Origin of the sequence: Streptomyces sp. NPDC005374 (assembly GCF_042872225.1) — a bacterium.
GTDB lineage: Bacteria > Actinomycetota > Actinomycetes > Streptomycetales > Streptomycetaceae > Streptomyces.
Map to the genome: position 1 here is coordinate 105224 of NZ_JBIAKA010000021.1, position 13604 is coordinate 118827.

11 protein-coding genes are annotated in these 13604 nt (G+C 70.0%); 6 read left to right on the top strand and 5 right to left on the bottom strand.

From position 1 onward, the window contains the following. Positions 1-5 precede the first annotated feature (5 nt). Positions 6-887 carry a deoxyribose-phosphate aldolase gene (locus tag ACFYRX_RS39555; protein ID WP_389111090.1) on the bottom strand — a complete coding sequence of 294 codons (882 nt, stop codon included), beginning with the start codon at positions 885-887 and terminating at the stop codon, positions 6-8. Further along, positions 884-1834: a 5-dehydro-2-deoxygluconokinase gene (iolC, locus tag ACFYRX_RS39560; protein WP_389111093.1), complete on the bottom strand. Its 951-nt coding sequence runs from the start codon at positions 1832-1834 to the stop codon at positions 884-886. Before iolC ends, ACFYRX_RS39555 begins: the two co-directional genes overlap by 4 nt. A 131-nt stretch (positions 1835-1965) precedes the next feature. Between iolC and ACFYRX_RS39565 the strand changes: the two genes are divergently transcribed. From ACFYRX_RS39565 to ACFYRX_RS39580, 4 genes are all read left to right on the top strand, one after another. Beyond that, positions 1966-2883, top strand: coding sequence for a sugar phosphate isomerase/epimerase family protein (locus tag ACFYRX_RS39565; protein ID WP_389111096.1), 918 nt, complete (start codon positions 1966-1968; stop codon positions 2881-2883). A 229-nt stretch (positions 2884-3112) separates the two neighbouring features. Then, a complete protein-coding gene (locus ACFYRX_RS39570) occupies positions 3113-3949 on the top strand; it encodes a helix-turn-helix domain-containing protein (RefSeq protein WP_389111339.1) in 837 nt (278 codons plus the stop codon). Positions 3950-4343: 394 nt separating this feature from the next. Beyond that, on the top strand, positions 4344-4544 hold the full coding sequence (locus ACFYRX_RS39575) for an AlpA family transcriptional regulator (RefSeq protein WP_123989353.1): 201 nt from the start codon (positions 4344-4346) through the stop codon (positions 4542-4544). A 73-nt stretch (positions 4545-4617) separates the two neighbouring features. Then, positions 4618-5184 carry a GNAT family N-acetyltransferase gene (locus tag ACFYRX_RS39580; RefSeq protein WP_389111099.1) on the top strand — a complete coding sequence of 189 codons (567 nt, stop codon included), beginning with the start codon at positions 4618-4620 and terminating at the stop codon, positions 5182-5184. Here ACFYRX_RS39580 and ACFYRX_RS39585 read toward each other — a convergent pair. Next, positions 5165-6208: a zinc-dependent alcohol dehydrogenase family protein gene (locus ACFYRX_RS39585; protein WP_389111101.1), complete on the bottom strand. Its 1044-nt coding sequence runs from the start codon at positions 6206-6208 to the stop codon at positions 5165-5167. The genes ACFYRX_RS39580 and ACFYRX_RS39585 overlap by 20 nt on opposite strands. A 308-nt stretch (positions 6209-6516) precedes the next feature. Between ACFYRX_RS39585 and ACFYRX_RS39590 the strand changes: the two genes are divergently transcribed. Next, complete coding sequence (locus ACFYRX_RS39590; protein ID WP_389111104.1) at positions 6517-6756, top strand: heavy-metal-associated domain-containing protein; 240 nt, start codon at positions 6517-6519, stop codon at positions 6754-6756. Between the two features lie 106 nt (positions 6757-6862). Then, positions 6863-9055, top strand: coding sequence for a heavy metal translocating P-type ATPase (locus ACFYRX_RS39595; RefSeq protein WP_389111106.1), 2193 nt, complete (start codon positions 6863-6865; stop codon positions 9053-9055). A gap of 663 nt (positions 9056-9718) precedes the next feature. On the opposite strand, the gene ACFYRX_RS39600 is transcribed toward ACFYRX_RS39595, so the two are convergent. After that, on the bottom strand, positions 9719-11008 hold the full coding sequence (locus ACFYRX_RS39600) for a citrate synthase (protein ID WP_389111109.1): 1290 nt from the start codon (positions 11006-11008) through the stop codon (positions 9719-9721). Positions 11009-11239: 231 nt separating this feature from the next. After that, positions 11240-13495, bottom strand: coding sequence for an ATP-dependent RecD-like DNA helicase (locus tag ACFYRX_RS39605; protein WP_389111112.1), 2256 nt, complete (start codon positions 13493-13495; stop codon positions 11240-11242). Positions 13496-13604 lie beyond the last annotated feature (109 nt).

A 13604-nucleotide genomic window follows, 5' to 3' on the forward strand; every position in this document is an offset into this window, starting at 1 on the left:
GGCCCTCACAGCAGTCCTACGGCGGTGTCCACGGCGGCGGCCACGTCGCCGTCCGCCGGGTACAGCAGCGAACGGCCGACCACCAGGCCGCGCACGGTGGGCAGTTGGAGGGCGCCGCGCCACTTCTCGTACGCGCCGTCCTGGTCGTCGCCGACCTCGCCGCCCAGCAGCACGGCGGGCAGGGTTGAGGTCGCCATGACGTCGGCCATGTCGTCGGGGTTGTCGCTGACGGGCACCTTGAGCCAGGTGTACGCCGAACTCCCGCCGAGTCCCGACGCGATGGCGATGGATCTGGTGACGGCCTCGGCGGAGAGGTCGTTCCTGACCTTGCCCTCGGTGGTGCGGCCGCTGATGAACGGCTCGACGAAGACGGGGAGCCGGCGGGCGGCCATGTCGTCGATCGCGCGGGCCGTGGACTCCATCGTGGTGAGGGAGCCCGGGTCGTTGTAGTCGATGCGCAGGAGCAGCTTGCCGGCGTCGAAGCCGAGGCGCTCGATGTCCTCGGGGCGGTGGCCGGTGAAACGGTCGTCGAGCTCGAAGCTGGCGCCCTGGAGGCCGCCGCGGTTCATCGAGCCCATGACGACCTTGCCGTCGAGGGCGCCGAGCAGGAGCAGGTCGTCCAGGATGTCGGCGGTGGCGAGGACGCCGTCGACGCCGGGGCGGGAGAGCGCCAGGCAGAGGCGTTCGAGCAGGTCGACACGGTTGGCCATGGCGAACTTGTCGGCACCGACCCCGAGGGCCCCGCGGGCCGGGTGGTCGGCGGCGACGATCATCAGGCGGCCGCTCGAACCCAGGAGCGGCCTGCGGGTACGGCGGGCCGCGGCCTCGGCGACCGCCTCGGGGCGCTCGGCGCGCAGGCGGACGAGTTCCGCGATGTCGACGGTCACTTCACGGCTCCTGCGGCGATCGCGGCTTCGATCTCGTCGGTCGTCGGCATCGCCGAGCTGCATTCCAGGCGGGAGGCGACGATGGCCCCGGCCGCGTTGGCGTGGCGCATGATCTTCTCCAGGTCCCAGCCTTCGAGCAGGCCGTGGCAGAGGGAGCCGCCGAAGGCGTCGCCGGCGCCGAGACCGTTGAGGACGTTCACGGGCAGCGGCGGGACCTCGGCTTCGTTGCCCTTGCTGTCGACGGCGAGGACGCCCTTGGGGCCCTGCTTGACGACCGCGAGCTCGACACCGGCGTCCAGCAGCGCCTGGGCCGCCTCGCGGGGCTTGCGCACTCCGGTCGCGACCTCGACCTCGTCGAGGTTGCCGACGGCGACGGTGGTGTGGCGCAGGGCCTCTTCGTAGAAGGGGCGGGCCGCGGCCGGGTCGTTCCAGAACATCGGGCGCCAGTCCAGGTCGAAGACCGTGGTGCCGGCCTTCGCGCGGTGGGCGAGGGCCGCCAGCGTCGCCGTACGGCTGGGCTCCTCGCTCAGGCCGGTGCCGGTGACCCAGAAGATGTTCGCCTCGCGGATGGCGTCGAGGTCGAGCTCGTGGGCGTCGATCTCCAGGTCAGGGGCCTTGGGCTGCCGGTAGAAGTACAGCGGGAAGTCGTCCGGCGGGAAGACCTCACAGAAGGTGACCGGGGTCGGCAGGCCGGGGACCGGGGTGACCCAGCGGTCGTCCACGCCGAAGCCCTGGAGGGCCTCGTGCAGATAGGTGCCGAAGGGGTCGTCGCCGGTGCGGGAGATCACCGCGGTCCGCCGTCCCAGGCGTGCCGCGGCGACCGCGACGTTCGTCGCCGATCCTCCGAGGAACTTGCCGAAGGACGTCACCTGCGGCAGCGGGACACCGGTCTGGAGTGGATACAGGTCCACACCGATCCGCCCCATGGTGATCAGGTCGTACGCCATCGGCTTCCCTTCGTACCTGCGTCGGCTCTCCCGGCGTTTGTAGTCCCGGACGGCGCGCCCTGTCAATGTTTTGTCCAGACATTCGGACGAGACCTTGACAGCGCTTGCTGTCCGAACGGAAGCTGACCGGCATGACGTCGTTGTCCCCTCAGCCCTCACTGTCCCGCATCCGGATCGGGTCGGCTCCCGACTCATGGGGTGTGTGGTTCCCCGACGACCCTCAGCAGGTCCCCTGGCAGCGCTTCCTCGACGAGGTCGCGGATTCCGGTTACGAGTGGATCGAGCTGGGGCCGTACGGGTATCTCCCGACCGATCCCGCGGTCCTCACCGAAGAGGTGAACCGCCGGGGCCTGAAGGTGTCCGCGGGCACCGTCTTCACCGGCCTCCACCACGGCGAGAGCGTGTGGGAGAAGACCTGGGCGCATGTCGCGGACAACGCGGTGCTCGCGCAGGCGATGGGGGCGAAGCACCTCGTCGTGATCCCGTCGTTCTGGCGGGACGACAAGACGGGCCAGGTCCTGGAGTCCGACACGCTCACGCCCGAGCAGTGGCGCAATCTCAGCGCGCTGACCGAGCGGCTGGGGCAGCGGGTGAAGGAGGAGTACGGCCTTCAGATCGTCGTCCACCCGCACGCCGACACCCACATCGACAGCGAGGAGAACGTCGTCCGGTTCCTGGACGCCACGGACTCCTCCCTCGTGTCGCTGTGCCTGGACACCGGGCACTACGCGTACTGCGGCGGCGACAGCGTGAAGCTGATCGAGACCTACGGGTCGCGGATCGGGTATCTGCACCTCAAGCAGGTGGACCCGGAGATCCTCGCGGACGTGCGCGCCAAGGGGACGCCGTTCGGGCCGGCTGTGGCGCAGGGTGTGATGTGTGAGCCGCCTTCGGGTGTGCCGGCGCTTGGTCCAGTGCTGGAGGCGGCCCAGAAGCTGGACGTGGATCTGTTCGCGATCGTCGAGCAGGACATGTATCCGTGTGAGCCGGATCGGCCGTTGCCGATTGCGCAGCGAACTCGGGCGTTTTTGCGGTCCTGCGGGGCGTAGTTTTTGGCTGCGGGCCGGTGGGGGCTTGTCGCGCCCACGCGGCGGAGCCGCATATCGACACAGCCCCGCGTCCCTGAGGGTGTTGCTGTGGCCCGTTGGCTGAAAAGCTGGGGCGATGGTGTTGGTCCGTACCGGGCGTGGGCCCGGCGGGTTCTGGGAGTTCGCCCTCGGGGCTCCTCATCCTCGGCTGCGGCCCGGGGTGTTGAGCTATCGCGGGGTCCGGCTGGCCATGGATCGGCCCCGGCGGCGGCTTGAGGCGCCGGTCGGGGCCGCCACCTTGTTACTGGGGTTCGATCAGCCCGTGCGGATCAGTCGTGCGGGGCACCCCCCCGAGACCCTCGTCTCCGTCTACTGCGGGCCCACCACCACACCCGCCGTCGGCGAGCACGGCGGACGTCTGGCCGGTGTCGAGGTGATGCTGGCCCCCTGGGCCGCCTTCACGCTCTTCGGCACCCCTCAGCACGAACTCGCCAATCGCACCGTCGACCCCGACACCCTCCCCCACGCCCTGGACCGGCAGGTCGGTGAACTCGCCGGCGCGCTGGCCGCGTTGCCGTCCTGGGAGGAGCGGTTCCGGCTGCTCGACGATGTGTTCGCGCGGTGGTGGGACGCCGGTACGCCCTGTTCAGCCCGGGTGGTGCGGGCGTGGGCGGAGCTCGTGCGGACGGGCGGCGCCATGCCGGTACGACGGCTCGCCGAGGAGGTGGGATGGAGTGTGCGGCATCTCGAGAACCGGTTCCGGGAGCAGATCGGACTGGGCCCCAAAGCGGCGGCGAGAGTCCTGCGGTTGCAGCGGGCCAGGCGGCTGCTCGCCGCGGGGCGCGGGCAGGCGGAGACCGCGGCGGCCTGCGGGTTCTACGACCAGGCGCATCTGAGCGGTGAGTTCAAGGCGATGACCGGGTGCACGCCGAGGGAGTTCACGACGGCCAGGCGGCTGCCGTTCGCCGCCGCGCCGCCCGGCGACCGGATGACCGGGGAGGCGACAAGCCTCGTCCTCGCTTCCGGGCCGCCCTCCGCGACATCGGGCCCGGGTGCGGATTTCTCCAAGACCGGCGGGCCCGCCTGACTGCACGCTGTGCGCGTCCGGCCGGTTGACCCGGGGAGCAACTCGGGGAGCGGGGGAACCGGCGGGCCGAGGGGGAACCGGCGGGCCGGGCCCGGCGCAGCGGGTCCGGCCCGCCCTCAGCGGGGTCGTCGGAGACCGGGGGCGGGCCCGATGTCAACGCGCCGCGCCCTCACGCCCGCGTGCGCCATTGCGTCACCTCTGTCACAAACACCACCTCCGTGTCACACATGTCGCGTGTACGCGGGTTGCCTGTCACACCCGGCACACAGGCCCTGACCGACAGTCACCGTGCGTCGTTCACGAGGCACAGGCTTTGTGATCGCCAGCGCAGCGCCCGGTACCCCCGACGGCCGTTCCCGGCCGCCGCCGTGGTGCGCGCGAGGAGGTGCACCCCATGACCGACCGAAGGCTCTGGTCGTACAAGGAGATCGCGGCGCACATCCGTGTGCAGCCGGACACCGTGCGGTCGTACCGCAAGCACGGGCTGCTGCCGCCGCCCGACCATGTCGAGGGCGGCAAGCCCTTCTGGTACGCGGACACCGTGCGTACGTGGGTCGCGTCCAGGCCGGGCAACCGGGGGCGCAGAGAGGACTGACGGCCGGGCCCGGCCTCGTCGCGCCCCGGAAATCCCGGGGCGCGGCGAGGTCGGGTTCTGGCACAGTCGGGCCATGAGCGCGTTCTCCGTCAAACCCGTGCTGACCGGCGACAGGACCGTGCTGCGGCCGTTCACGGAGGCGGACGCCGAGGTCATGGCGGAGATCATCGAGGACCCCGAGGTCGTCCGCTTCACCGGCGCGGCCTCCGGCGAACTCACCCTGGAGCGGCTGCGGTCCTGGTACGGCTCCCGGTCCGACCGGTCCGACCGGCTCGACCTCGCCGTCACCGACCGCGCCACCGGCGAACTCGTCGGCGAGGTCGTCCTGCACGAGGTCGACAGCGAGGCCCGCTCTTGCACGTTCCGTACGCTCATCGGCCCCCGGGGACGTGGCCGCGGGCTCGGCACCGAGGCCACCCGTCTCATCGTCGGGTACGGCTTCGAGCGGCTCGGTCTGCACCGGATCCAGTTGGAGGCCTACTCCTCCAACCACCGGGCGCTGCGGGTCTACGAGAAGGTCGGGTTCGTGGTGGAGGGGATCCGGCGGGAGGTCGAGTTCCGGGACGGCGAGTGGGTCGACGAGGTGCTCATGGCCGTGCTCGACCGCGACTGGGCCGCGCTCAGCGCCACGGCTCGATGACCGTCACCCCCGCTCCCGGTGCCGTGCCCATCGCGGCCAGGGCGTCCGGGACCGCGTCCAGGGTGATCGTGGACGTGACGAGCAGGTCCGGCCGCAGGATGCCCGCCCGGACCAGTTCCAGCATCGGCGGATAGGTGTGGGCGGCCATGCCGTGGCTGCCGAGGAGTTCGAGTTCCAGGGCGATCGCGCGGGCCATGGGGACCGGGGTCGTGCCGTCCGGCGAGGGCAGCAGACCGACCTGGACGTGCCGGCCGCGGCGGCGCAGGGAGTTGACGGATGCTGCGCAGGTCGCCGGGGAGCCGAGGGCGTCCAGGGAGACATGGGCGCCACCGTCGGTCAGCTCCCGGATCGCCGCCGCGGTGTCGGGCACGGCCGTGGCGTCCACGCACTCCGTCGCCCCGAACTTCCTTGCCAGGGCGAGGGCTCGGGGTGACACGTCCACCGCCACCACCCGGGCTCCCGAAGCCGCCGCGATCATCACCGCGGACAGGCCCACCCCGCCGCAGCCGTGCACCGCGACCCACTCCCCCGGGCCGGCCCTGCCCTGCTGCACCACCGCCCTGAACGCGGTGGCGAAACGGCAGCCCAGGGAAGCCGCCGTGATGAAGGACATCTCCTCCGGTACGGCTACGAGGTTCACGTCGGCGTGGTCCAGTGCCACGTACTGGGCGAAGGAACCCCAGTGGGTGAAGCCGGGCTGCGTCTGGCGCTCGCAGATCTGGTGGTCGCCCGCGGCGCAGGACGCGCAGGTGCCGCAGGCGCAGACGAAGGGGACGGTCACCCGGTCGCCGGCGTGCCAGTTGCTTACGCCGGGGCCGACTGTCTCGACTGTGCCGGCGAGTTCATGGCCTGGTACGTGCGGGAGGGTGATGTCGGGGTCGTGGCCCTGCCAGCCGTGCCAGTCGCTTCTGCAGAGGCCCGTGGCTTCTACGCGGACGACGACTCCATGGGGGGCCGGGTGGGGGTCGGGGACTTCACGTACCTCCAGTGGGTCGCCGTACTGTTCGAAGAGAACCGCTCGCATCTTCCATCCCATCGCCGTTGTCGTCCGCGGGTTCATCGTGGCTGGTCGCGCCCCGCGGCGGAGCCGCATATCGATACAGCCCCGCGCCTCTGGGTGGCCCGTCAGCCTCATCACCTGCTGGAGACGGAGATGCCGTGCGGGGTACTCGCCCCCTTCGGGCACGGTCTGTGGACGGTGATCGTGGGCTGGGGGCTGCTGTGGGTACGGTCGTCGGCGTCGCTGGACCCTTCTTGGAGAAATACCCCCTAGGGGTATAGGGTGTGCACCATAGACCCTGCACGCCTCTCATGACTCATGAGGAGAACGACATGACCGCACAGACCGACACCACGGGTTCCGTCACCGCCGTCTACAAGGTGAGCGGGATGAGCTGCGGCCACTGCGAAGGGGCCGTCTCCGGCGAGATCTCCGAGATCGACGGGGTCGACTCGGTGAAGGCGGTCGCCTCCAGTGGCGAGGTGACGGTCATCTCCTCGGTGCCACTGGACGAGGAAGCCGTGCGGGCCGCGGTGGACGAGGCCGGGTTCGAGCTCGTCGGCAAGGCTTGAGAAGCGCCTCATGAAGTGCCGTGGTGGGTCGTCGGGCGACTGACGGCCCGTTGCGGCTTGTCGCGCAGTTCCCCGCGCCCCTGATCATCGTCCTCGGAGTTTGAACATGCCCTCCCCCACAGCGCCCGAAGTCGAGCTCGTCATCGGCGGGATGACCTGTGCCTCGTGTGCCGCTCGCGTGGAGAAGAAGCTCAATCGCATGGACGGGGTCACGGCCACGGTCAACTACGCGACCGAGAAGGCAAAGGTCAGCTATCCGGCCGGGGTAGAGGTCGCCGATCTGATCGCGACCGTCGTGAAGACCGGGTACACGGCCGAGGAGCCCTCGCCACCCGCGCAGGAAGAGGCCCCCGAGCTCGCCTCCCTCCGGCAGCGACTCCTCGTCTCCGTCGCCCTCGCCGTCCCCGTGATCCTGCTCTCCATGGCCCCCGCCCTCCAGTTCGACAACTGGCAGTGGCTCGCGCTCACCCTCGCCTCACCCGTGGTCGTCTGGGGCGGATGGCCCTTCCACCGGGCCGCCTGGACGAACACCCGGCACGGCGCTGCCACCATGGACACCCTGGTCTCGGTCGGGACCCTCGCCGCGTTCGGCTGGTCGTTGTGGGCGCTGTTCCTCGGTGACGCGGGGATGCCGGGCATGCGGGAACGCTTCGCGCTGACCGTCGGCGGCATGGACGGCGCCTCGACGATCTATCTCGAGGTCGCCGCCGGGGTCATCGCCTTCATCCTGCTGGGCCGCTATCTGGAGGCCCGCGCCAAGCGCCACGCGGGGGCGGCTCTCCGGGCGCTGCTCGAGCTGGGCGCCAAGGACGTCTCCGTACTGCGGGACGGGCGCGAGGTGCGGATCCCGGCGGAGCGGCTGGCCGTCGGGGACCGGTTCGTCGTACGACCCGGGGAGAAGATCGCCACCGACGGCACGGTCGTCGAGGGCGCCTCCGCGGTGGACGCGTCCATGCTGACCGGTGAGTCGGTGCCCGTGGACGTCGGCGTCGGCGATGTCGTCACCGGCGCGACCGTCAACGCCGGCGGGCGGCTCGTCGTGGAGGCGACCCGGATCGGGGCGGACACCCAGCTCGCGCGGATGGCGCGGCTGGTGGAGGACGCGCAGAACGGCAAGGCGCAGGTGCAGCGGCTGGCGGACCGGGTCTCCGCGGTCTTCGTGCCGGCCGTCATCCTCATCGCGGTCGCCACCTTCGCCGGGTGGCTCGGCGCCACCGGGGACACCCTCGCCGCGTTCACCGCCGCGGTCGCCGTGCTGATCATCGCCTGCCCGTGCGCCCTGGGGCTCGCCACACCGACCGCGCTCATGGTCGGCACCGGGCGCGGCGCCCAGCTCGGCATCCTCATCAAGGGGCCCGAGGTCCTGGAGTCCACGCGGCGCGTCGACACCGTCGTCCTGGACAAGACCGGCACGGTCACCACGGGCCGGATGACCCTCCAGGAGGTCCACGTCGTCGAGGACGCCGACGAGAAGCAGCTGCTGCGGCTCGCGGGCGCCCTGGAGCACGCCTCCGAGCACCCCGTCGCCCGTGCGGTCGCCGTGGGCGCCGAGCAGCGGGTCGGGCCGCTGCCTGAGGCCGAGCGGTTCGAGAACGTGCCCGGGAAGGGTGTACGCGGGCGCGTGGAGGGCCGCGAGGTGGCCGTGGGGCGACTGTTCGACGTGCTGCCCGCCGAGCTGGCCCGCGCGAAGGAGGAGGCCGAGCGGGACGGTCGTACGGCTGTCGTCGTCGGGTGGGACGGCGTGGCCCGGGGCGTCCTGGCCGTCGCCGACACGGTCAGGGAGACCAGCGCGGAGGCGGTGCGGTCACTGCGGGCGCTGGGCCTCACGCCGGTGCTGCTGACCGGGGACAACCGGGCGGTGGCCGAATCCGTGGCCCGGGCCGTCGGTATCGACGAGGTGGTCGCCGAGGTGCTGCCCGAGGACAAGGTCGCTGCCGTACGGCGGCTTCAGGGCGAGGGCCGTGTCGTCGCGATGGTCGGCGACGGGGTCAACGACGCGGCCGCGCTCGCCGCCGCCGACCTGGGTCTGGCGATGGGAACCGGGACCGACGCGGCGATCGAGGCCGGGGACCTGACGCTGGTGCGCGGGGATCTGCGCGTGGCCTCGGACGCGATCCGGCTCTCCCGGCGCACCCTGTCCACGATCAAGGGCAACCTCGTGTGGGCCTTCGGCTACAACGTGGCCGCGCTGCCGCTGGCCGCGGCGGGTCTGCTGAACCCGATGATCGCGGGGGCCGCGATGGCGTTCTCCTCGGTGTTCGTGGTGACCAACAGCCTGCGGCTGCGTGCGTTTCATTGAGGATTCCTTTGACGGACCCCTCTGGAGTCCCGGGCCACGCTCACATAAGCTCTTCACAAGACTCGCGCATCGTCCTTACGCTCGGGTCCCGATCGTCGTACCCGGGCCCTTGCGTACCTAACGGACATTTGCAAGAGACGCAGATCACAGTGATGTGAACGTAACCATCTAAGGGGTTCGACGGTCTAAGTTGGCGATGTCAGGAAGCGTCTTGGGGGGCGTGGACTGGCATCCGAGGATGTCTTGGGGGACTTCCTCGGGGATGCGTTGCCGGGGCACGCGCGCAGGGAAGCTTTGAGCGGCCCTCCCGACCGTGCGCTGTCCCGGCAGATCGCACACGGAGTAGTACGAGCAGTTTTGCTCGTTCTGCTCAACGGCAGTACCAGCAGTAACGGAAAGACAGCGAATTCAGGCGCTGGTCTCTCAGACGCCCGGCCGGATCCCGTGGGGGGAATCCGCACCGGGACATGGGAAGGCGCCCTGGACGCCGGCCCGTGGGGGGACCGTCGCCAGGGCGCCTTCCGCTTTTCATTTCAACAAACGTGTACTGCACCCGCCCAAGGGGCGCGGGGAACTGCGCGACCAGCCACAACCGGCCCGCAGCCGCCCACGCTCCTCAAGCGGCAAAGCTCCTGGGCGTACTGCGCGCCCACCGGCAAGGTGTCAGCGCTCTTCCACCGGCACGAAGTCGCGCTCGACGACGCCCGTGTAGATCTGGCGCGGACGGCCGATGCGGGAACCCGGCTCCTTGATCATCTCGTGCCACTGGGCGATCCAGCCCGGGAGGCGGCCGAGGGCGAAGAGGACCGTGAACATCTCGGTCGGGAAGCCCATGGCGCGGTAGATCAGGCCTGTGTAGAAGTCGACGTTCGGGTAGAGGCTGCGCGAGACGAAGTAGTCGTCGGAGAGCGCGTGCTCCTCCAGCTTGAGCGCGATGTCCAGCAGCTCGTCGGACTTGCCGAGGGCCGAGAGGACGTCGTGCGCCGCAGCCTTGATGATCTTGGCGCGCGGGTCGAAGTTCTTGTAGACCCGGTGGCCGAAGCCCATCAGCCGGACGCCCTCCTCCTTGTTCTTCACCTTGCGGATGAAGGAGTCGACGTCGCCGCCCGAGGCCTGGATGCCTTCCAGCATCTCCAGCACGGACTGGTTGGCACCGCCGTGCAGCGGGCCCCACAGGGCGTTGATGCCGGCGGAGATCGAGGCGAACATGTTCGCCTGGGACGAGCCGACGAGTCGGACCGTGGAGGTCGAACAGTTCTGCTCGTGGTCGGCGTGCAGGATGAGCAGCTTGTCCAGGGCCGCGACCACGACCGGGTCCAGGTCGTACTCCTGGGCGGGGACCGAGAAGGTCATGCGCAGGAAGTTCTCGACGTAACCGAGGTCGTTGCGCGGGTAGACGAACGGGTGACCGATCGACTTCTTGTACGCGTACGCGGCGATCGTCGGAAGCTTGGCGAGCAGCCGGATCGTCGAGAGGTTGCGCTGCTTCTCGTCGAAGGGGTTGTGGCTGTCCTGGTAGAACGTGGACAGCGCGGACACGACCGACGACAGCATGGCCATCGGGTGGGCGTCGCGCGGGAAGCCACGGTAGAAGTTCTTGACGTCCTCGTGCAGCAGGGTGTGCTGCGTGATGTCGTTCTGGAAGACGGTGAGCTCGTCGGCCTTCGGCAGCTCGCCGTTGATCAGCAGGTAGGCGACCTCCAGGAAGGTCGAGCTCTCGGCCAGCTGCTCGATCGGGTAGCCGCGGTACCGGAGGATGCCGGCCTCGCCGTCGAGATAGGTGACGGCGGATTTATAGGCCGCGGTGTTGCCGTAGCCGCTGTCCAGGGTGACCAGACCGGTCTGGGCGCGGAGCTTCCCGATGTCGAAGCCCTTGTCGCCGACGGTGCTGTCGATCACCGGGTAGGTGTACTCGCCATCGCCGTACCGCACTACTACAGAGTTGTCGCTCACGTCATCCCTCACCGACGTTGTGCCTCTTCTTCGAGGTTGCCCTGACTGTCTCTACCATCCCCCATTTGGCGCAGGAGAGTGCACTCGGGGTCGGCCGTTGGGCGTATCGGCGGCACTGAGTGCCGCCAACTCGCCCATCCTGCCCCTCCCCTGCCCCTTCCGGAAGAGCTCTGTGACCCACATGACTCATTTGATCGATCATTTTTTGTGAAGGCTCGACATTGACGGGCCTCACCGGCCGGCGAGCCGGAAGTCCAGCGCCGTGCAACGCCGCCCCGCCGACACCGTGCGCACCGCCTGGCCGATCGCCTTGCGGGAGCCCACGAGGACGACCAGCTTCTTCGCCCGGGTGACCGCCGTATACAACAGGTTCCGCTGAAGCATCATCCATGCACTGGTGGTGACGGGGATCACCACCGCGGGATATTCACTCCCCTGGGAGCGGTGGATGGTCACCGCGTACGCGTGTGCCAGCTCGTCCAGTTCGTCGAACTCGTACGGGACCTCCTCGTCCTCGTCCGTCAGCACGGTGAGGCGCTGGTCGACCGGATCGAGCGAGGTGACCACGCCCACGGTGCCGTTGAAGACGCCGTTGGCGCCCTTCTCGTAGTTGTTGCGAATCTGGGTGACCTTGTCGCCGACCCGGAAGACCCGGCCGCCGAACCGCTTCTCCGCGAGGTCGGGGCGGCCCGGGGTGATGGCCTGCTGGAGCAGGCCGTTGAGCGTGCCGGCGCCCGCGGGGCCGCGGTGCATGGGGGCGAGCACCTGGATGTCCCGGCGCGGGTCGAGTCCGAACTTGGCCGGAATCCGACGGGCCGCCACATCCACGGTGAGCCGGCCGACCTCCTCCGTGTCGTCCTCGACGAACAGGAAGAAGTCGTCCATGCCGTCGGTGACGGGATGCTGTCCGGCGTTGATGCGGTGCGCGTTGGTGATGACACCGGACTGCTGGGCCTGGCGGAACACGCGCGTGAGACGCACCGCGGGGACCGGGCCGCCGTCGGCGAGGAGGTCGCGCAGGACCTCTCCGGCACCGACGCTGGGCAGCTGGTCGACGTCCCCGACGAACAGCAGGTGCGCCCCCGGCGGCACCGCCTTCACCAGCTTGTTGGCGAGCAGCAGGTCCAGCATGGACGCCTCGTCGACCACCACCAGGTCGGCGTCGAGCGGGCGGTCCTTGTCGTAGGCCGCGTCGCCGCCGGGCTTCAGCTCCAGCAGGCGGTGGACGGTGGAGGCCTCCGCGCCGGTGAGCTCGGCGAGGCGCTTGGCGGCCCGGCCGGTCGGGGCGGCGAGGACGACCTTGGCCTTCTTGGCGCGGGCCAGCTCCACGATCGAGCGCACGGTGAAGGACTTGCCGCAGCCGGGGCCGCCGGTGAGGACGGCGACCTTCTCGGTGAGCGCGAGTCTGACCGCGGCCTCCTGCTCGGGGGCGAGGTCGGTGCCGGTGCGGGACCTCAGCCAGCCCAGCGCCTTGTCCCAGGTCACGTCACGGAACGCCGGCATCCGGTCCTGGTCGGTGCGCAGAAGGCGCAACAGCTGGGCGGAGAGGGAGAGTTCGGCGCGGTGGAAGGGGACGAGATAGATCGCGGTGACGGGCTCCGAGCCGTCCTCGGGGCCGGGCACCTTCTCCCGTACGACCCCGGGCTCGCCCGAGTCCTCGTCGGGCAGGGCGAGTTCGGCCAGGCACTCGATGACCAGGCCGGTGTCGACCTGGAGGAGCTTGACGGCGTCGGCGATCAGCCGCTCCTCGGGGAGGTAGCAGTGTCCCTGGTCGGCGGACTGCGAAAGGGCGTACTGCAGGCCCGCCTTGACGCGCTCCGGGCTGTCGTGCGGGATGCCGACGGACTGGGCGATCTTGTCGGCGGTGAGGAAGCCGATGCCCCAGACGTCGGAGGCGAGCCGGTAGGGCTGGTTCTTCACGACGGAGATCGAGGCGTCGCCGTACTTCTTGTAGATGCGCACGGCGATGGAGGTGGACACCTCGACGCTCTGGAGGAAGAGCATGACCTCCTTGATCGCCTTCTGTTCCTCCCAGGCGTCGGCGATCTTCTTGGTGCGCTTGGGGCCGAGGCCGGGGACCTCGATCAGCCGCTTCGGCTCCTCCTCGATGACCGTCAGGGTGTCCACGCCGAAGTGCTGGGTGATGCGGTCGGCGAAGACGGGGCCGATGCCCTTGACGAGGCCCGAGCCGAGATAGCGGCGGATGCCCTGGATGGTGGCCGGCAGGACGGTCGTGTAGTTCTCGACGGTGAACTGCTTGCCGTACTGCGGGTGGGAGCCCCAATGCCCCTCAAGCCGCAGGGACTCGCCCGCCTGGGCGCCGAGCAGCGCGCCGACGACGGTCAGCAGATCGCCGCCGCCCCGGCCGGTGTCGACCCGGGCGACCGTGTAGCCGTTCTCCTCGTTGGCGTACGTGATCCGCTCCAGGACGCCTTCGACTACGGCCAGTCGTCGTTCGCCCGTGGAAGCCCCCGCCTGATTGGACATGATCCGACGGTACCGGCCAGGTCTGACAGCGGGAGCAGCTCCAGCCCGATCACCGACTTGTCAAAACCATGTGATCCGCTCCAGGACACCCTCGGCTACGGCCAGTCGT

Bases quoted from the DNA above. Each gene is read 5' to 3' on its own strand.
- iolC (WP_389111093.1), bottom strand. From the start codon at position 1,834: ATGGCGTACGACCTGATCACCATGGGGCGGATCGGTGTGGACCTGTAT.
- ACFYRX_RS39565 (WP_389111096.1), top strand. From the start codon at position 1,966: ATGACGTCGTTGTCCCCTCAGCCCTCACTGTCCCGCATCCGGATCGGG.
- ACFYRX_RS39570 (WP_389111339.1), top strand. From the start codon at position 3,113: ATGGATCGGCCCCGGCGGCGGCTTGAGGCGCCGGTCGGGGCCGCCACC.
- ACFYRX_RS39575 (WP_123989353.1), top strand. From the start codon at position 4,344: ATGACCGACCGAAGGCTCTGGTCGTACAAGGAGATCGCGGCGCACATC.
- ACFYRX_RS39580 (WP_389111099.1), top strand. From the start codon at position 4,618: ATGAGCGCGTTCTCCGTCAAACCCGTGCTGACCGGCGACAGGACCGTG.
- ACFYRX_RS39585 (WP_389111101.1), bottom strand. From the start codon at position 6,208: ATGCGAGCGGTTCTCTTCGAACAGTACGGCGACCCACTGGAGGTACGT.
- ACFYRX_RS39590 (WP_389111104.1), top strand. From the start codon at position 6,517: ATGACCGCACAGACCGACACCACGGGTTCCGTCACCGCCGTCTACAAG.
- ACFYRX_RS39595 (WP_389111106.1), top strand. From the start codon at position 6,863: ATGCCCTCCCCCACAGCGCCCGAAGTCGAGCTCGTCATCGGCGGGATG.
- ACFYRX_RS39605 (WP_389111112.1), bottom strand. From the start codon at position 13,495: ATGTCCAATCAGGCGGGGGCTTCCACGGGCGAACGACGACTGGCCGTA.